This is a genomic window from Paenibacillus sp. GCM10027630 (assembly GCF_042676305.1).
Classification (GTDB): Bacteria; Bacillota; Bacilli; order Paenibacillales; family NBRC-103111; genus Paenibacillus_S.
Genome location: NZ_JBHTGY010000001.1, coordinates 12063 through 30435 on the forward strand (window position 1 = coordinate 12063; position 18373 = coordinate 30435).

27 protein-coding genes and 1 pseudogene are annotated in these 18373 nt (G+C 43.6%); 2 read left to right on the plus strand and 26 right to left on the minus strand.

Annotated elements, in window-relative coordinates:
* The first annotated feature begins 13 nt into the window (after window positions 1–13).
* Complete coding sequence (locus tag ACFQ0C_RS00070) at window positions 14–517, plus strand: SRPBCC domain-containing protein (protein WP_379362767.1); 504 nt, start codon at window positions 14–16, stop codon at window positions 515–517.
* A 197-nt stretch (window positions 518–714) separates the two neighbouring features.
* On the opposite strand, the gene ACFQ0C_RS00075 is transcribed toward ACFQ0C_RS00070, so the two are convergent.
* The 8 genes and pseudogenes from ACFQ0C_RS00075 to ACFQ0C_RS00110 form a co-directional block, all read right to left on the minus strand.
* A complete protein-coding gene (locus ACFQ0C_RS00075; protein WP_379362769.1) occupies window positions 715–1155 on the minus strand; it encodes a NucA/NucB deoxyribonuclease domain-containing protein in 441 nt (146 codons plus the stop codon).
* A gap of 65 nt (window positions 1156–1220) precedes the next feature.
* The gene (locus ACFQ0C_RS00080; protein WP_258215466.1) at window positions 1221–1406 is read right to left on the minus strand and encodes a hypothetical protein; all 186 of its coding nucleotides are present in this window, start codon (window positions 1404–1406) and stop codon (window positions 1221–1223) included.
* Between the two features lie 48 nt (window positions 1407–1454).
* Window positions 1455–1883 (minus strand): hypothetical protein, encoded by a 429-nt coding sequence (locus ACFQ0C_RS00085; protein WP_379362772.1) that lies wholly within the window; start codon window positions 1881–1883, stop codon window positions 1455–1457.
* A gap of 257 nt (window positions 1884–2140) precedes the next feature.
* Window positions 2141–2680 (minus strand): O-acetyl-ADP-ribose deacetylase, encoded by a 540-nt coding sequence (locus tag ACFQ0C_RS00090; protein WP_379362774.1) that lies wholly within the window; start codon window positions 2678–2680, stop codon window positions 2141–2143.
* Between the two features lie 301 nt (window positions 2681–2981).
* Window positions 2982–3401 carry an RDD family protein gene (locus ACFQ0C_RS00095; RefSeq protein ID WP_379362776.1) on the minus strand — a complete coding sequence of 140 codons (420 nt, stop codon included), beginning with the start codon at window positions 3399–3401 and terminating at the stop codon, window positions 2982–2984.
* A 29-nt stretch (window positions 3402–3430) separates the two neighbouring features.
* Window positions 3431–3652 (minus strand): DUF6199 family natural product biosynthesis protein, encoded by a 222-nt coding sequence (locus tag ACFQ0C_RS00100; protein ID WP_379362778.1) that lies wholly within the window; start codon window positions 3650–3652, stop codon window positions 3431–3433.
* A 731-nt stretch (window positions 3653–4383) separates the two neighbouring features.
* Window positions 4384–4842 carry a hypothetical protein gene (locus tag ACFQ0C_RS00105; protein ID WP_379362780.1) on the minus strand — a complete coding sequence of 153 codons (459 nt, stop codon included), beginning with the start codon at window positions 4840–4842 and terminating at the stop codon, window positions 4384–4386.
* A gap of 859 nt (window positions 4843–5701) precedes the next feature.
* A pseudogene (locus tag ACFQ0C_RS00110) lies at window positions 5702–5839 on the minus strand (sporulation initiation factor Spo0A C-terminal domain-containing protein); the annotation flags it as partial.
* A 144-nt stretch (window positions 5840–5983) separates the two neighbouring features.
* Here ACFQ0C_RS00110 and ACFQ0C_RS00115 point away from each other — a divergent pair.
* A complete protein-coding gene (locus ACFQ0C_RS00115) occupies window positions 5984–7024 on the plus strand; it encodes a tyrosine-type recombinase/integrase (RefSeq protein WP_379362782.1) in 1041 nt (346 codons plus the stop codon).
* 57 nt (window positions 7025–7081) lie between these two features.
* Here the strand turns inward: ACFQ0C_RS00115 and ACFQ0C_RS00120 are convergent, their stop codons facing one another.
* The 18 genes from ACFQ0C_RS00120 to ACFQ0C_RS00205 form a co-directional block, all read right to left on the minus strand.
* The gene (locus ACFQ0C_RS00120) at window positions 7082–7348 is read right to left on the minus strand and encodes a hypothetical protein (RefSeq protein WP_379362784.1); all 267 of its coding nucleotides are present in this window, start codon (window positions 7346–7348) and stop codon (window positions 7082–7084) included.
* Window positions 7349–7810: 462 nt separating this feature from the next.
* Window positions 7811–8134, minus strand: a complete 324-nt coding sequence (locus ACFQ0C_RS00125; RefSeq protein WP_379362786.1) for a phBC6A51 family helix-turn-helix protein — start codon at window positions 8132–8134, stop codon at window positions 7811–7813.
* 121 nt (window positions 8135–8255) lie between these two features.
* Window positions 8256–9998, minus strand: a complete 1743-nt coding sequence (locus tag ACFQ0C_RS00130; RefSeq protein WP_379362788.1) for a tape measure protein — start codon at window positions 9996–9998, stop codon at window positions 8256–8258.
* Entirely contained in the window at window positions 9983–10378 is a 396-nt protein-coding gene (locus tag ACFQ0C_RS00135) for a hypothetical protein (RefSeq protein WP_379362790.1), read from the minus strand. Before ACFQ0C_RS00135 ends, ACFQ0C_RS00130 begins: the two co-directional genes overlap by 16 nt.
* A complete protein-coding gene (locus ACFQ0C_RS00140) occupies window positions 10371–10667 on the minus strand; it encodes a hypothetical protein (RefSeq protein WP_379362792.1) in 297 nt (98 codons plus the stop codon). Before ACFQ0C_RS00140 ends, ACFQ0C_RS00135 begins: the two co-directional genes overlap by 8 nt.
* Before the next feature lie 42 nt (window positions 10668–10709).
* Window positions 10710–11033, minus strand: coding sequence for a hypothetical protein (locus ACFQ0C_RS00145; RefSeq protein WP_379362794.1), 324 nt, complete (start codon window positions 11031–11033; stop codon window positions 10710–10712).
* Complete coding sequence (locus ACFQ0C_RS00150) at window positions 11033–11659, minus strand: hypothetical protein (protein WP_379362796.1); 627 nt, start codon at window positions 11657–11659, stop codon at window positions 11033–11035. Before ACFQ0C_RS00150 ends, ACFQ0C_RS00145 begins: the two co-directional genes overlap by 1 nt.
* A complete protein-coding gene (locus ACFQ0C_RS00155) occupies window positions 11656–12081 on the minus strand; it encodes a hypothetical protein (protein ID WP_379362798.1) in 426 nt (141 codons plus the stop codon). Before ACFQ0C_RS00155 ends, ACFQ0C_RS00150 begins: the two co-directional genes overlap by 4 nt.
* Window positions 12050–12295 (minus strand): cold shock domain-containing protein, encoded by a 246-nt coding sequence (locus tag ACFQ0C_RS00160; protein ID WP_379362800.1) that lies wholly within the window; start codon window positions 12293–12295, stop codon window positions 12050–12052. Before ACFQ0C_RS00160 ends, ACFQ0C_RS00155 begins: the two co-directional genes overlap by 32 nt.
* Window positions 12296–12306: 11 nt before the next feature.
* Window positions 12307–12498, minus strand: coding sequence for a hypothetical protein (locus ACFQ0C_RS00165; RefSeq protein ID WP_379362802.1), 192 nt, complete (start codon window positions 12496–12498; stop codon window positions 12307–12309).
* A complete protein-coding gene (locus tag ACFQ0C_RS00170) occupies window positions 12467–12799 on the minus strand; it encodes a hypothetical protein (protein ID WP_379362804.1) in 333 nt (110 codons plus the stop codon). The genes ACFQ0C_RS00165 and ACFQ0C_RS00170 overlap by 32 nt, the downstream gene beginning before the upstream one ends.
* 285 nt (window positions 12800–13084) lie before the next feature.
* Window positions 13085–13441, minus strand: coding sequence for a cysteine-rich VLP protein (locus ACFQ0C_RS00175; RefSeq protein ID WP_379362806.1), 357 nt, complete (start codon window positions 13439–13441; stop codon window positions 13085–13087).
* A 74-nt stretch (window positions 13442–13515) separates the two neighbouring features.
* Window positions 13516–13737 carry a helix-turn-helix transcriptional regulator gene (locus ACFQ0C_RS00180; RefSeq protein ID WP_379362808.1) on the minus strand — a complete coding sequence of 74 codons (222 nt, stop codon included), beginning with the start codon at window positions 13735–13737 and terminating at the stop codon, window positions 13516–13518.
* A gap of 38 nt (window positions 13738–13775) precedes the next feature.
* Window positions 13776–14795 carry a hypothetical protein gene (locus ACFQ0C_RS00185; RefSeq protein WP_379362810.1) on the minus strand — a complete coding sequence of 340 codons (1020 nt, stop codon included), beginning with the start codon at window positions 14793–14795 and terminating at the stop codon, window positions 13776–13778.
* Between the two features lie 20 nt (window positions 14796–14815).
* Complete coding sequence (locus tag ACFQ0C_RS00190) at window positions 14816–15688, minus strand: hypothetical protein (RefSeq protein WP_379362812.1); 873 nt, start codon at window positions 15686–15688, stop codon at window positions 14816–14818.
* 668 nt (window positions 15689–16356) lie between these two features.
* A complete protein-coding gene (locus tag ACFQ0C_RS00195) occupies window positions 16357–16662 on the minus strand; it encodes a hypothetical protein (RefSeq protein ID WP_379362814.1) in 306 nt (101 codons plus the stop codon).
* An 825-nt stretch (window positions 16663–17487) separates the two neighbouring features.
* Window positions 17488–18159: a hypothetical protein gene (locus tag ACFQ0C_RS00200; protein WP_379362816.1), complete on the minus strand. Its 672-nt coding sequence runs from the start codon at window positions 18157–18159 to the stop codon at window positions 17488–17490.
* On the minus strand, window positions 18156–18341 hold the full coding sequence (locus ACFQ0C_RS00205) for a hypothetical protein (protein ID WP_379362818.1): 186 nt from the start codon (window positions 18339–18341) through the stop codon (window positions 18156–18158). The genes ACFQ0C_RS00200 and ACFQ0C_RS00205 overlap by 4 nt, the downstream gene beginning before the upstream one ends.
* Between the last annotated feature and the right edge of the window lie 32 nt (window positions 18342–18373).

Here is an 18373-nt window from a genome sequence, read left to right on the forward strand (position 1 = left end):
GGAGGGATTAACTATGTCGGCAACAAATAATGATAGTGAATTGGTAATAACACGCATCTTCAATGCTCCTCGTGAGCTAGTGTTCAAAGTCTGGACTGAGGCAGAGCATCTAAAGCACTGGTGGGGACCGACTGGTTTTTCAATTCATGTTTCCAAGTTCGATATTCGCCCAGGAGGTATATTTCATTACAGTATGAAATCCTCCGATGGCCATGAAATGTGGGGTAAGTTTGTATTTCACGAGATTATCTCGCCGGAGAAGCTCGTTTTCGTCAACTCTTTCTCCGATCCAGAAGGCAATACAGTCCGTCCACCCTTCAGTGAAACCTTTCCAATAGAAATCCTGAACGTCCTGACCTTTACTGAGAATGAAGGCCAAACAACATTAACTATGCACGGAGGACCTGTAAACGCTACGGAAGAGGAACTCCAATTCTTCAACTCCATGCGCGGCTCCATGCAACAAGGATTTGCAGGCACCTTCAGTCAGCTCGATGAATACCTTGCGAAGCTTTGAGCCAATACTTGTTATGTTCAACGTCGGGATACTGATATCCCGACGTTTTTATTTTACTTTTTCAAGATATAAATAAAATAGCTACAGGTTTTTATTGATATGTACATCACTTTGTGGCCTTTACCCCACGTAAAAATACCCAATAAATCAATAGATTTATTGGGTGAGATGACAAGAATGGATTAAACAAACTATTATCAATTTACAAGAATCTTAACCTTTGTCCCATCCTTATACTTATCAAGTTGATTGCTAACCCAAGACCCAGCACCCCGATTATCAGAAGGGTTTATGTACTTAATGTCTGCACCTTTTCCACCTTCAGCACACATTGCCATAGGAAACTCATCTCGATCTAAATTTGGTTTTGTAGGAATGCCTTTAAGCGACTCTTTTCGATTCGCTTCTGCACCCTTTCGATCAATTGTACAAATTGGGGACTCTCCATGGCTTATTGCTTCTTTTATATGTGCCGCTGTTTCAGGAAATCGCTCCGATGGGAAGATGATAATATTCGTTACTTCAGTATCGTTGTTTGAACTACTCGTTGGAACCGCAAATAGTTCGGGTTTATAAATATAGAGCAATACAATAATACTTAAAAGAACTAGAGTAAGGAGTTTTGATTTATTTTTCATTTTGATTATCCCTTGAAGTCATTTTTTATGTATGTAACTGATAATTCCATATCATTAAACTCAGTTTATTGAATATGCAGACCTGATCTTTGTTTAATCATCAAAATTTTTTCTTTCTGTACTTTAATAGCCATTCTGTAATGTTCCAATTGTTTTAAAAATACTGCATACTCTTCTTCAGCTTCCTTAAGAACGGCTTCTGCTTCAATCAGCTTTAATCTCAAGTCTTCTCTTGCTGCTATATCATCCAATAGGGCTCCTCCTCATACATTCACCGCAAAGCTTATATCGAGTTTATCTTAATTTTCATCCAGCCTAGACATTGCCCTGGACCTTACCTTCTTGGCGAGTTTTGCACCTAATAAGATCACTGGAATTTCGGCCAAAAAAGAAACCAATGTATACCAAAAGGGCGAATTATCCATCGACAATAAATCATTAAAAGCAATTGCCAACCCTATTACACCAATGATCGATGCATTGAAAGATTCTGCTTTCTTTGCAATTCGAGCGGACATATAACCTACAAGGAATGACCAGAACAAACCAACAATCACTATTCCACATAATATTAAATCATTAGAAAATACTACTTTATACTCTTCTGCGCTGAGACCCATACTATTAAAGCAAATCAAAAGTAATATTCCGATAGAAATGTACGACCCAGCAAAATTAATAATTACGCCAAGCAAAATTGCGCCAATATGCAAATCTTTATAGTTCATAAAAACTCTCCAATTTCTCTATTATCAGACAACATTTTATAAAACCTACAAGTAATCTCCGTAAGTCATCATAATAACAACTATTGATTGAAATTTCTATAACCGTCTTTATTATTTGACTTTAACCGCCATCAATTAAGAAGGTTTAGAACACTTCATAAATACTTTTAGTGATACATTGGACCAAATTGATAGAGAAATTCTCAATGGCCTTCCTTCTCCAAGTACTCAATAACACACTTCCTTATAAAATCGTGTTAATATTGGATTTCTTTTAGTTTCTCTACATAAATTTTATAGCTATCTTCATCGTAGCAGATGAAAAAAACTTTAGATATTGTTTCATTTTCATTCAAAAACATTAAAACTTCATCTACTGCGATTTTACATGCCCTATCTTTTGGGAATTTGAATATACCAGTACTAATATTGGGAAATGCAATACTATCTGCATTATTTTTCACAGCAAGTCTCAATGAGTTTCTATAGCAGCTTCTTAACAAGACTTCCTCTCCACTACTACCTCCATTCCACACTGGCCCAACAGTATGGATTACATTATTAGCAGAAAGTTTGCCTGCAGTTGTAATAACTGCCTCTCCTGTTTTGCATCCACCTTGCTTATCACGAATTCTCTTGCATTCATCCAGTATTTCTTTACCTCCTGCTTTATGGATAGCACCATCAACGCCCCCACCACCAAGTAAACTTGAATTAGCAGCATTTACAATTACATCCACTGATATTGTGGTTATATCGCCTTTTAAAACCTCAATTCTTTTGATTATACTATCCATCATTGTCTCCTATAAAATCGTCATTTTTTTCCTATAATCATACGGACCTAACAACTACGGCAACTATTGAAGCCAAAAGTATGAATATAGTTCGATGCCTTTGAGGAACTATTCTATTAATAAAGTACAGTGCTACAAGTAATAACCCTAACGTTAATCTTGTTTTATTGTCTTTGCCTAAAGCTAATAGGACAATAACAATAGACAAATAAAAAAATAATCTGTAGGCCTTGTTCGACAAGAACTGCCCTCCCCAATGCAACTTAAAATCACTTCAATCGTCATTACTTGAAGATTTGGGCTAATATTCACTCTGTACTTTGTCATAAACATTTGTATTTGCGATTTTATCATGAAGCGTCTGTTTATAAGGACCAAAAGCAATTAAGTATCCAATTAATAGAGTTAATGTAGTTACTATTTTCCCTAAAAATCTTTTAGATGCTTTACCAAATGTTAGTTTATTCCCTTCTAAATCCATGACCACAATTGACAAAATTATCTTCCCTACAGTTCCTTTGTACTTAGACGATTCAAAAATAGCTGAGTAAACCCAATAGAATAAAAAAACAAATATAATAACTAACGGAGTTCTGTATCCATCTTGAATCGGTAACCTCATACTAAGAATATGTACAATTCCAAACTGCAATAAAAAAGCAGTTATGAATAAATCAATAACATCAAGTATCCTTGAAAACAAATTTGAACGCTTCAACATATCACCTCATGTATAATAAACTCCATGTTTTATTTATCAATGGCACAAGAACCTAGGAGGAAGAATATTCCTACTGTTACAAATAGCCCTCCTTTTATTCTTCTCAACACTAATTCGGCTTCGCTACGGGTTTCATACTTATTTTCAACTTTTTTAGTATTAAAATTATAGCTATAAAAGAACGTAGAATATTTGGGAAAGAAAATAGCAAATAAACCTGCGGCAATTACTATGATGCTGACGATTTTCATACGTACCTCCAACCTGGATATTCATTCATATGTGTGTATATTTTCCAAGGTTTGATTTCCCATCTTTTGATTCAGTAAAGGGGAATTTTCTAAATAATCTTTCTTTATCCATCACGGGACTCTTTCTAAAAGAAATAAAAATGCTCTCATTGAAGCAATTTAATTCTGTCTAATTTAGTATTATCCCATTCAAATGCTATTGGTGAGCCTTTTTCACTTGTTTTCCATCCTAGTTCAATTGCTTACTCCCCAAACAACAACAGTTAGCCAAATAAGTGTTAGAAAAAAGGCTACTTCCATTTAGTATTTCTCCTTAAATCTCATTAAGAAAAGATAAATAGCTATAAAAACCATTATTTCGATGAATACTTGTAAAGAAAATTTATAGGAAATACAGAGGATAATAAACCCAAAAAGGTTATAGATAATTGCCAACCAAAAAATAGTTCTTTTCTTGTATCCAACAATATAACACCGTAACAAATACATAAGATTTATTACTGGTATACCAAACAATATTACGTAATTCATTATTTCACCTTCATCAACACAATACTATTAGTACAACGGTTTTATAGGGTATGGTAGACTATTACTTACCATCAATAGTTCCCTTTTGAAGTAATTCTTTATGGTCTGTAAATGTTTGATATGCATTACTAACATCAGGAGGATATAATGATGTCGCTCCAATTGTTTTAGCCAGTCACACTGCACCTACCTTAGATAAATCAAACATTTTTGTAAAATCCCAGTTTCGCTAGTTTTTTCAACGCCATTTCTTTTATTTCTAACTCCTCATCCTTAGACAAAACCAACAAAGCGCTTATGGTCGCTCTTTTATTGTTTACAATCCTTTGACGAACAGAGGGGTCTCTATCATTAGCTAATTTAATTTGGAGTTCTTCAGACAGTTTGTTTTTAGATGCAACCATATGTCTGACTTGCCAACAAAGATCGTCAGATAGTACCTCAAGAACTTCCATCTGAACCGTTGTGTTATGTGCCACCCAATACTTCAAATCTGGATACTTTCCAATAACTTCAAGCCAAATGTATATATTTGCTTCTTCCCTAGCCGCCCTTAAGTAATCGTCAACATTTTCACTTAATCTTAACCTTACAAATTCCTCTGCTGAATTAATTATAACTACCAGCTCCAAATCAATCATATGCCTTTTCATCTGCATCTTTCGATACCCTTGGTACATTTATGGACTGTCATTAAATGGTCCCCACATCTATGGTAACTCACTCCTGAAAATCCTGATGTTCCTATAAACCCCATTTTCGCATAAAGTTAACAAAAAAAGCTACCTGATTTTCAGCAGCTACTGGGTGTCCCGCATAATTCCTGTCAGCGAGAAAAAAGTTATGGATTTCGAAAATAATATGGTATAGAGTAGAACTCATTCGCTGAGTTAACAGGCAGTTTTAATTTGCTGTCGTTTACCAGGCTGTAGAACAGAACAATGAAAATCAGAAATAGTCGTAATTGCGCTCAGAATTAAATCCTCACCATAATTCGGTCCATGGTACCAGATTTATTAGAATTGATAATAGCAACAAACCATTGCCAATAAAAATACATTAGTTCATGCTATTTCACGATGTTAGTCGGGATGGGAAAACCATTATTAATTGAAGAGGAGGAGGGTTTGGTGACGCACAAAGATTTTAAGTGAACAGGAATTTTCGTGTCTCTAGACTCACATTTCGTAAGACGAGTGAACCAGCAGCCAAATATGCAGAAAAGCATTTCGCTCTTTCGAGCTTTGGGCTTGACTAGAGGAAGTTGCGTGGGATTAACAGACTCTTAAAAGGGATTCAAGGCTGTTTCAAGAATTCTAAATGAAAGGACAGTTTTAACCTGATACCTTCATATTCTCCCCCATCCTAACAAAATAAACACCCAATAAATCGTTAAGATTTATCGGGTGAGATAGGAAAAGTTTATCGGTTCAAAAACGAGTTTATCGACTTTCATTAATTATAAGGAATACAGTCCAAATCCCAATATGCCCTTACCCCACAAAGCTCCTAACCCTTTCAACTAACCTTATGCTCGATCCGCAGCTTATCCGCCACCATCGCAATAAACTCAGAATTAGTTGGCTTAGCTTTAGAGATATTAATCGTATAGCCGAACAAGTGGCTGATACTGTCGATGTTGCCGCGCGTCCATGCGTGGTAAAGGCGGAAGGTGTTCGGTACCTCTACGAACAGTGGGCGATAAACTTTCGGGAACGAAACGTTTGAAAAACGCAATTGCGATAAACTTTATCGGAACATATAGCGCTCAATTTATCGATATGGAGGATGCGGTTAAATATGACGCTATCTAATAGAAGAAACCCGAAATTTTCATTCGTAAGTAAACGTGAAAAGCCACTCGTTTTTGACCTTGAGCGCGCTATCTCTGAGTTCCTTTACAATAAAAGAATCGAGAAGCGGTCGCCTAAAACTTTAGAGGCGTATGAACAAACGTTAAATCAATTCCGCAAATGGTACGGAGCTTCAGCACATGAATCTATTACGCTGGAAGTTGTACGTGATTACATCCACTATCTAACGTTTGAAAAAACACGCTGGGACGATCACCCTACGAGCCCGGACGGAGTTGTCGGATTATCTGCTCGAACTGTAAATAATATTGTTCGTAATATGAAAATATTCTTCAACCAACTTGTTAGAGAGCGTATTATATCTTATTCGCCTATGGATGCGATTAATTATCAAACGGAGAAGAAAGATACTTTCGAGGTATTTACGGATGACGAAGTAAAACAACTATTAGAGGCTCCGAATAAGCGGATTTACACCGGTATACGAGATACTACTATGATGCTCGTACTTGCGGATTGCGGGCTGCGCATCGGAGAATTAACGCAGTTTAAAATTTCAGACGTGGATTTACGGCTTCGGCAGATCACAGTTCGCGCAGAAATAGCCAAAACTAATAGTACGCGTATAATCCCGATATCCAAGCATACTGCTAAGGAACTCGAAAAGTTGATATCGTACATGAACGTTAATGAAGAAGATTATCTATGGTTAACGCAGTTTGGCGAACGCTATTACGCGGATTCCTTCGCTAAGATGCTTAAAAAGTACGGTAAAAAGGCCGGCATCACGTCCGCTCGGGTATCTCCTCACACTTGGCGTCATTACTTCGCGGTAAAGTTCCTACGTTCTGGCGGAGATCCGATTGCACTGGCGCGATTACTTGGGCATACATCGCTAAACATGACGCAAGTTTACGTTAAATATTCTAAGGCGGATTTACACGAACAGCATGAAAAAGCGAGTCCCGTCGCCAATTTAATCGATAGCGGAAATGAACGGAAGCGCGGTCGCACACGGTTTAAGTAAAACATAACGCCTTGAAGACGGGGATATAAACCGTCATTCTTGGCGTTTTTTTTACAATTACTTTCGTTTAAACATGTTTCGCATCGACACACTTTCTAGAAATTCTCTCTCATCTTCTTGCTCCTGCGTTAACGTGAAGTCACGGCCGGCACAGATCGGACACTCGCGTTTTTTAAAGAACACATAATAGCCCGCATAACCGATTAGTAGCGGAACTCCGACTAGCGGAAAGAATATCGCTATGAGGACGTTAACAACAACCACAAGCCATGACGCTTTCTTAACGGGACGGACCGGTCGATCACAGTGAACACAATGACGCATAAGTTACGCCGCCTTTCCAAATGTTTCCTCTAGTTTATAACGTTTAATACGAATTGGACAGCGTAAAGATGCAGCGAAGTAGATCCGACCGACTCAAAGCGTTTTTCCGACACGCCGATTTGTCCGGGACATGAACGAGCCATATACGCGTGTGGCCTTGGGGGGTCACTTATAAATCGTGCATAAACGGTGCATAATCGATGTATAAGCGTTGACTTCTGCTCTTTAGTCGAATGTTACAACATGAAAACCGCGTAGTGGTGCGGTTTATTGGCGTTTAGACTTATGTGCAAAATACGCATTTTACGAAGTAGTACCTCTGTTTCCGAAAGTTTTCGAAGGGGCACACGTCAGACGACCGCTGCCGAAAAATTCGATAAATGCGTAGTATTGGGACATATGGTTTACCCCAATAAACCCACGCCACTATGCACAGCAACCGCATTTTCCCGTAATTGTGATTTATCCGACTGCGAATCCGTTGGCCTGGAGTATTCGTATGAGCTCCGCAATGTCACCGGAATTTGCGATGTCCATTACGCTCGGCCTATGTCCTGCGAATCGCTCCGAAATAGTACGACGAATCTCAACCGTTAGAGCATTATCGAAGTCTCTCCGCTGCCTCCAACGGTATAGAGTACGCCTGTTAACGCCAATCAACTCCGCAATTTCTTCGCAGCTCTTACGGCCATATTTACCGGCCAATAGTTCGACAGCTGCGTAATGAATCGGACTAAGAGGCGGCCGACCACGCTTATAGTTTCCTTTCCTTTTTCTACGGCTCATTAACGATTCCCCTTCCGTTATTTCGGTAATAAGAAAAAGAATACAAACAATACATATGTGCTTCACTTTTGAACGAAAAAAAGGAACCCCGACGCTATCCCAGCGGTAGGATGATCCGTTATTACTGAGCGGTGGATCCTTGTAGACGCATAAGCGCGTTAGCTATTCCGTGTGAAATTCGGTCAATATCTGCTTCCTCACGAATTACGATTGTCTCGGCAAGTTTAGGGATAGTGACGCTCACGGCTCCGCCACTTCTACGGTACTCACCGGCTTGAGGCGCAGGCAATACTTCTTCTCCGCGATGGAGTATCGCCTTGTATCCGTTATAGGGCACCTCCGATAAACCAGTCGCTTTCCGCGGTGCATTATCGAACTGACGGCCGATCTGCCGTTGCTCTTCCTGGTACTGCATATCCGGAGTATTTGAGAAGTTCGCTACCGCCCGCTGCCACATCCGATCAGCAAGTCCGCTGAATCCGTCCTTATTGAACGTATCGGCGAATGTTGATACTCCGGTTCCGAAGTCTGAGCCGGCTTGAAGGACGCTCCCCACTATCGGAATATTCTTCGTTCCCTTAACGAGTCCGGAAGCGATTCCAGTCGCAATACCACCGCCTAGTTTGACGCCGATTTCCGTTAGTGGGACAGTCGCCTCCGATATCGAGGTAACTAATGTGTCTGTTACTGAGTCGGCTACGCTCTTAACTGTAGCTTTACCCGTTGAATTGAACCACTTATTAAACGTGGCCAGAACGTCATCGAAAACGAATGATACCTTAGCGTCATAGGTTGTCAGCTTATTGAAAGCATCGTTATTGATGAAATGATCGTTAATATATTTCATTCCGCCCTCGGCTGCACTAATTAACGCATCGGTTCCGCCTTTTGCTACGGCTGCTAAGTTGTTTCCCCATGCATCAATCGTCGAATCGTTTTCGTCAATCCACTTCGTAAGCTGTTGGAATCGCGGATAGAGAGCGCTGCCGATACCGTCGCCCCAGCGTTTAAGGAGGTCATTATCGAAGGTGTCTTGCAGCTTGTTGTACATGCCTGTTAGAGTTTTGGACTGTTTATCGCTAAGTCCGCCGTATCTCTTTTCTAGGCCATCGAGAATTACCCGGATCGCCTTATCCGCAGGCACCAAGCCTTTACTTGTGAGATCTAAGACCGCATCCTGCGTAATCTTCATCTTATCGGCAAGTATTTGGACCGCAGGTATCCCCATTTCCGCAAGCTGGAGGATCTCTCCACCCTGTACCTTTCCTTTAGCCTGCATTTGCCCGATAGCTAAAGTCATCCGCTGTATACCGTCGCTACCGAGACCTAAGCCCGCTGAAGCATCCGAAAAGTTACGTAGCATGGGAATTACTCTTTCCGATGCAAACCCAAACCCGAGCATTTGTCGTGAGCTGTCACGTAGTCCAGCGAGGTCAAAAGGCGAGTCAGCAGCGTATTTCTTCAAGTCCGCTAGAAACTTCTGCGACTTCTCCGCGCTGCCTAACATGGTTTCGTAGGCAATCGAGGCCATTTCGGCATCCCCCGCTAATTTAAGCGCGGATTTAGAGCCGGCAAAAGCCGCAAACCCCGCAGCTGCAACAACCGCCGCCGCACCCATACTTGCTATGGCGGTCCCCGTCATTACTACTTTGCTACCGACGCTTGTTAACGCAGATCCTGCCGTCGCACTAAACCGTTGAAAGGACGATCCTGTAGTGGTTGCTGAGCGCCCCATACGGCTTATTGCGGAATCGGACTGTCCGGCAACTAACTGCAGCTTCTTCGTCTCACCCGCCGCTAGCCGCATCTTACTCGTAAAGTTATCATCACGAACCCGTAATCGCGCAGTTAAGTCGTATGGCAATTTCGAACACTCCTTCCATCTACGGTCGCGACGTCGTGTAACGCTTCGGTCGCTTCAACCAACTTAATAAAACACCCCGCAAGTAGATCTCGCTGTTTACGTGCTTGCCGGCTATCAAGTCGATTATCTTGATGAACGCGCCATGTTTCATCCATTTCGTCGATAATCCTGGCTAGGCGAAAAGAAAGCCGTCCAAACTCCGGACCGTAGGCGCGGATATCAGCTGCTACATTCCTTAACTCCGCGCATTCTGCCGGCCAGCGTGAAGCAAACCGGACTTGATGAACCTGTCCGGCTGCCTTCGATACTACACTTACCAATTCGTCGATACGTTCGAGCTTGGCGACCATGTCCTCCGTAAGTTCAACGGAATTATTCATAGCGCTCACCTAACCGGTCCCGTTTATCAAATAGCACCAGAATCCGGCTTTTCATCGAAATATACGCCGCTGCTACTTCTGGACGCTTAGTTACTTCAGCCTGACGATACAGCCCCGATAAAACGTCAAGATTCGGACGATGTGCGCTAATATCGATCGTTACCGTCTGTCCACTGCGATCTACGTATGACCAGACGGTCGTGTCCGTGTCGATGCCGGCGGCCAGTGCGACTACCGCTTCGTCCTGGTCAATTACGGTAATTCCATTGTCGTTAGTAGATACTCTCATGAATAAATTCCCCCTATTTTTAAATTTAAAAAGACTACGGAATTATTGCTCCGCAGCCTCTTGTATAGCGTATCTCTGCTTTAAAACGGCATAATTGGTCCTGTTAATTAAGCTTCCGTTCTTCTTTACTTCCCTTTCAGCTTCCTCAACTTGTGCGGCGGTCACTTTCTCCGGTTCTGGCTCATCCGGCTGATTCGCAGCGAAGTAACGACTTCTCGCAGCACCCCACAAAGTGAAATGTTCTGGTCGTCCTGATGCGTTCACCATTGCTTCCGCGTTTTTCAAATCTTGTGCAGATATTTCCCCGTTTGCTTTAAGCTTCTGAGTAAGTTCTGCGGCAGTGTTATGGATTTGAGCCATATTCATTATGATTTACCCTCCTTTCGCTCAATACCGTCCGGTAGTGTGCGGCGATTTTGGATATGAATGAGATCCTCATTTGTGATCGTTGACAAGTCGCCCTCATTTGCGATTTCATGAGGATACATATGGTTACCGGAATGGTTTTTGTTATCGCCATATGCCATATCATGCAGTGTGTTGTACTCGGAGAAGTAGCGATCCTTTAGATTATAAAAATCCAGTACTGCGTTATAGTACTCTGACCGTGCCGCTGAAATGCGCTCAACAACCGGTGTCAATTCCGCCTCACGCACGGCACTCCGGTATGGTCCGTTCCAATCCAAAACTAAGTCTCGGACGGTTATGCGATCCATACCGGCTGCTACACGCGTATAATCATATGCTTGGTTGCGCTCGAGTGCGGTGGACTCCTTCGCCTTCTCCGCTTCATCAATCTTAGCGCGTAGTTTCGCCTTCTGAGCGGACATATCAGCACCAGTACGAAACTCTTCGCGTAGTAATGCACCTTGCTCCGATTTCAAGTCCTCGAGCCGTGTCCCAGCTTCAATTAAAGCACGGTCGTAGCGATCTCGAATCGCTTGGTATTGTCGGTCCTGTACATCATATTTTTCGCGTAGTTCCCATTTCATTGTTTCCATCGTTTAATCAATCCCCCTATTAAATTTAAGAAGCGCCACCACAACGATACTTTCTCGTTAGGCTGCGACTTATCGATTGGTTCCGGTAAGTACAACTCACATATCATCGGATACACGATAGAATGCGGCAAAAATAAATCGTGCAATGACCGCAGATCCGACGGCAGTACAAAAGATACATTGACGCCTGGAATCGATAAAAACGATTTGAATACGGACTCGCTGTCCGTTTCGATATCAACCGTTTCGATACGGTGTATCATAATAATGTCGCTTACGGCTTCGATAATTTCGATGTTATCCGCTGGCTTAATGATTTGGTCCGCGTGCTGTCCTCGTTGATCGTAAAGGTTAAGCGCCATGAACCGGATGCCTTCGAGCTCATGCGTTGTGAGCTGGATAATCTGCCTCATCCGTCCTCCAAATTGGTACGACATTAATCGCTACAGTTCGACCGGACTTTTTATCCGTCCCGATATCAAAAGTAACCGGCTCATATTTGAATAACTGCTTTTCTCCGTCTTTGCTATTTATCATCGAAATATGAACGAAGAAGCTTTTACTGTCTTCCGTTTCTAAAAATCCGTACTTTTTTTCGGGATTGTACGATTTAACCAAACCTAACATTCTTATGCCCCCTAGTATCTTCTCTTTTTCTTTTTCTCTTTTTCTATGAGTGACGGTGCCATTAACCGGATTCTTGCCTCCGTAACGGAATCGCCGAACGTCATCGTATACTCCTCGCTGGTCCTTGTATCGATCATGTGCACAAGGCGTTTATGCCCGTAGTCGATCTGTTCAATTTTCGTTATGATGATTTCCTTCGCCACGGTACGTCGCCTCCGATATAGACTTTATCCAGTAGGTAATAGCCCACCGAATTTCCGGTTTAGTAATACCGTAATTTTTCGTAGGAGACTCCGCCTTACACAATAAAATCGCCATTTTCTCTACTAACCGGTAGTAGTGAGCGTGGTCCATCTTTTCGGCCGTATCGATATTCACGTTAGCTATCACAAACTCATAGATAACGTCGAGAAACCATTCTTTATCCTCGCTATCGATAACGTAAGTCCGGAACTTCAGCGGCCTGCTTGCGCCGTATTCGATTTCATACTCTTTAACGTCCACGGCGTCGGCCCCCGTTTAGAACAATCAGCCGTAGATAACGGCAGTCTTCCGGTGGATCTCGCCAGCACTTGCACCGCGAGTCCGTCTCGGTCACCAACGCCTGCATGAGTACGCAAGTCGTATCAGGCCGGTAGAACTCGCAATAGGTTTTTGCTTGCTCTCTCATGTGCTCCCCCTTGCGACGCTTTAGACGTCAAATAAACGTATAAGGACTTATCGCCTTAACGCCGTTTTAAACCGCCTTATATGACGCGAATTCTAAGCCACAGTAAGGTAATTCCACGCTTAAACCGTCGCTTTGTTGCTCTTATATCTGGCGTCACGCCTTCGTCTTGCTTCCGTCTCAGCACGTTCCCTACAACCGATACAGTAACGTTGCCGATTCGAAGTCCGAACGTACTCTTTGTGGCACATTGCACAACGAATCACGTTCCTCTTACTACCGCCGTAATACCGTGCTTCGAGCGCTGTATCTGCCGGGAGTACGGACGATTCAAAGTAACGGCAGCGTGCTTCCTCCGCGTTCTCACGGAAATAGCGGCATGTTAACTGGCCGTCCGGCTCAATAAGACAGCGGTCTTTGTCTGCGAAATTGGCGCAGCTGCTACTTGCTAACTTTCTAATTTCTCTCTGTAAATCCATTGACCGGAAACCCCTTTTGTGTTACGATATATTTGGATTATTAGGCGTAAATATTAAAACATCAAAAAAAAAAATTAGAGAATAAGACGATCGACTAATCTGGCGCGCCGGACTATTTCTATTGTCTCGTCGGCATCAAATAGAGCCGATATCCGATACCTAATTCGCTCTGATACAGATCTTCTTCCGGTTTCTACGGCCTGTATTGTTTGTTGACTGACTCCGATCGCCTTTGCGAACTCTGTTTGCGACATACGTTTTTCTTCTCGAATGGCCTTCACTGCTTTACCATCCATTCACTTTACCCCCTTTTCGATTATTTCCGTTCATATTACTACACAACGGCCATAAAAATATCGACGCAAGAACTGGTGTTCTCCGTCTCACTACTATGTTTATCTGCACGGGGTATCCGACCAATCCCGTATTTCATTCGAAGATAGCGCTTGACTACTTCCGGCCGCCTCTTACGCGTAATCATCTGTCCACTCTCACCCTTTTCAGACGGATTATACGGCTTATGGTGCGAAGTTACCTCGGGACTATCCATCGTTACCCCTTGCGGCTTTTTACTGCCCCCACCACGCTTATATGATTGAACCTTGCGGTCGATGGCATCATCCGTATAGCAGCGTTCTGGATATGTATTCAGATGCTCAAGTTCATACGGACTGTAGAACGGGTTCTCATGTTGCTGTCGCTCCTTATCGCGTTTCCTCCGCTTATCGCCGTGACTTCGCATAGCTCTAAACCGAAGCATTTCCGACCATCGAGTACAACGCGGACCGCACCGCTTAGCGTTAAAACCTGGGCTCGTATCGATAAAATAGCTAAGGCACGATTCGCAGACTTTGCGCCGCTTCAAATCCGCCGTCGTCAAGAGGTTTAACTCCTTCTCTTGGTACGCACGAGCTGCGCCACCTAACGGCGGAAACTCTAGACAATTCTCGTCTGTTTCTTCACGGAACCGATCCTTCAGCAGCAAACCGGCCGCCAAATCGTCAGCGAGTAAAAAGTCAGTTAACAGTTCGATACACCGCCGCTCGTTTACAGTTGGCAAAATTAGTTTGCGCGCTGGCTTTCCGTACCCTCGCGGTACATAACCGACCGTATTCCGCTCTTCAAAGTAATAACGCATAACGTGAACGACCGAATCCTTAACGATGCGGTGACGGTGGTCGGGCGGAGTTTCAGCATGCTTATCGTATTGCGATACCTTCCGATTCGGGAATGCGGTCCGTGCTGCCTTAAATATCTCGGATGGGTGGGTATCATCGAAATGAGTGCGGAATTGAGCGTAAACTTCGTCAACAGTGATTGCTTGCGGTGTGGTTTCGATGGATATTAACGTCAAATGGTCGACCTCCTCCGTTATTAATTGAATAGAACGCACAGCGCTCGTAATTGCTCAAGCCCTTCCGCGTTGCCCGCGAAGACGACACGTGGATTGACAATGATACGCCGCTTTCGCGAGTCGTTAACGTCCTCCACGAAGGCAAACACTGGCTGGCCGCCAAGTTTAACGCTATTCATCGCTAACTTTAACTTCCGCCACTCAGCGTAATCTAGTAGTGCCGCCAGTTTATCGACCGTCATCGGTCTAAGTTGGTCGTAATAATATTCCTGCGGATTATAGCAGATGATATTCGTATTAAAATGCAGAAATGGTATTACTGTGAATACGATCGCCAACTGCTTCACATCGCGTCCTTTGCCGAACTCCTCGTACAGTTCACGCACGGTTTTCCTATAGATGCGAATATGCTGCATTTCAGTCAAACCGCTACTGACCTCTCCGCGCGTAAACACGGTAGGATTAACTAGAATGACGCCGTCGTCTTCTCTTATGACGTCATCCGCCAATAAGCGTGAAAAGAACTTAGAAAATTGCTCTCGGCTGATTCCGACTAATTTCATAAGAGAGGCACGATTTATTGTGATTCCGTTATCGTGGCGGAGGCTGCCGTCATCATAGCCGGTATACGTACCTATGAACATGAGCCGCCCAAGGTCTGACTGCGTTAGTGAAGGGAAGCGTTCGGCCATAGTCACACACGATTCGAAGAACGCCGTTACGTAGTTGCCGTTCTCTTCCGAAAACCGCCCCATTATACTCCGATTCCTCACGAACTTCTGCTGTGACAACGTCTTTCGTGGCTCCACCTTCAAACGGTGTGATACGTCTACTCCGTCCGGTGCGATAATTGCACCATCGACTATGGTTGCGTTCTGTATTGCGTCGAGCATTCGGGACTTTTGGCGGGGCTGCATACCTTTCCATTCGCGAGTCGATTCAACGTTCATTTTCGTACCTCCTCGTAAAATAGGTGCCTTTTCAGTCACAAAAAAGGCCATTTATGTGCCTTTTCGGTCACAATGAAAAACGCCGGGAAGCCGCGCCACATGTGGGATTTCAGCGTTTTTAGGCATGTCTGTCCCTCTTCTCTTATAATAATCTCCACTAAGATCAACGCATCCGATGTACGATATTGTAAAAGTACGAGGTTATATAACGGGGAGCTCGCGTTCGGTGTAAACACCGTTCGTTGAGCCTAAGTGCCTGCCGCGTCGCTACGCTCCTTACCCCATTCCGTCCCAAACCCACGGACGAAATGGAATACGTATATTAACACTGATATCTCTTAACGTTAAAGTTATCGGACGATAATATAATATAAGTCTAGACGCGGTTGGTTTTTCGCGGCTAGGTGAATTGGGCGGATGGTTTTCCCGACCAAGAGGGCACTTAGGTTCCCGCGGGCTGTCTACAGCCAACGTGAACAAAACGTTATATATCGTCTAATGGTCGTATACAATCGGTACCTGGCGCCTTCATCCGCTAGAGGTTCCTCCGTAAATTACGCCACTCCCTAACGGATTATCGCAGATTCACGCCAGGTAAATCGGTTAAAGCGTCATATGCCGTATGGATCAGCGATCGAGCGCCCCCACGGTCCAACGCTGTCATATAACGATTCTCCTTTTCGCTCGAGAATGGCTAACACTTGCTCGCTGATTTCTTTAGTGTCATGCGGTGCGTCAGCATAGCGATAAAGTGCGGGATACATATACATGATTCCTTGCTTATTATCGTTGTAAAAATTAATCCCGAAATTATTTTCCTCTCCTTCGAGGTTAAAGTGCACCATTGCCATGTTCGACCAACCTTGCGGATGTATCACCGTTGCATCTGTCACTATTGGATTTTTCGTTTTGCCCATTCGGTCATCGTCTCCTTTAAATTTGGTTTATTTGAGCGGAAGATTCCGCGGATTACCGTATATACAATCTAACAATCGACTTTTTATTTTGCACACCTTATTCAACGCACTTATTCAAATTTCGCACAAGTTTTGTCTTACATTTTAAAAAGCACAGCGAGATTGAATTTTTGGGACATTCATCGGTAATAACAAACGAGCGTGTGATTCTGCACAAGTATTATTCGGATTGACTTTGAATACGGCACAAATCCGTCATAAATTATTACGCAGCCCAACTGCCAGTTCGCGCATCTACTTAGTTAATGTACGGTGATGTTCATTTCGCATGCCCATACTATAAATACACGCTCGCTTAATTATTTTTGGTACATGTAAAAATAAATGAAACCGAAGGGAATGTACGTTCGTATAAATAGATATAATAAGACGGACGCGGTACCTAATCGCGGAGTCCATCCCGCCCGCATCCGTCGGACTCAATATACGATTAACGCGCTCAATAAAGTTAGCGTATGGGATTAGCGGTTGCCGCCGCTGATCCGTTCATTAAAGAACGCAGGAGTAAGCGTTAGAATGAGCGCCCGAGCCCGCCAAGACCCGGACGCCCCTGCACGGTGAAGGCCCGCCAAAGCCTACGCCGTAATGCCGCCAGCATCGCCAAATACTGACGCTAATAAAACCACGGTAAGTCTAGAACCTTCCGTGGACAATACAGACTTAGCGCTGCCAGACGCTGAGTACGATCGGTTCCCGCCGATCGATTACGAAATAACACGCATACGCGTCTACGGGCTATCCGCGACCATCAGCGCCATTTAGCGCTTAGGTTTCGGAACCGGAGCCACTGGTTCCATCGTCAGGCGGCTTTGAAAGCAAATCGAATTCTATTTCATAATCACTATGGACGACATAACGTATCATAAAGTCGAGTCCGCTCATACCATTTAGCTCGTTCGCGATATGTAGGATAATTTCACCGCCGTCCTGCCCTGATATCTCACCCATTTTCACATGGGCGCTCTCCTGCATAACGACATCCGGCTTGTCCGTCGGAACAACGCCCAAGAGCCATATATCACCGTTCTCCGCGACATACATTGCGTGTCCATCTGCGACCAGGTAACCCCGATAGATGTCATAAGGGTCAACCTGAAACTCATAAGGACCGGTCATAATCGTAACAAGCTTCAGCATATGGCGCTCCTCTCTTGTTCGTGGATTCGTTATTACAGAATCAACAACTTTATATTCGCGGCCATCATTCGCAATAAAAGTGCCTTGCCAATCGCCTCTAGCCATGCGGCCAATAAACTTTCCGACGATAACGGGCGGCGGTGCGTAAGTATTCGGTAAATCAGTGACGGACGTCCGTCGAAACCATCGACGCCATACGTTCGTAAGAGCTTCGCCAACGTAATCCCCATCGATATAGATCAGCGGTTCGACTTCGTTCGGGTCGTCCACATAGAACGCGGGATAGTATGCTTTCTTCACAGCGCAACGCCTTTCCCCACGTGGATTCGTCGGTACATAGCGGCTTTATACGCCAGTAAACGCAGAGGACGCGAAGCTGGCGGCTGTTTAGCGGACCGGCAACGGATAAAATCGAAGCGGGCTAAGTTATAAGCGTTGACTTTGCGGACGTAGTAAGAAATACGGGAAATTGACGTTTTCATAGCGTGGCCTCCTCAATTTGCGATCTCGCGAA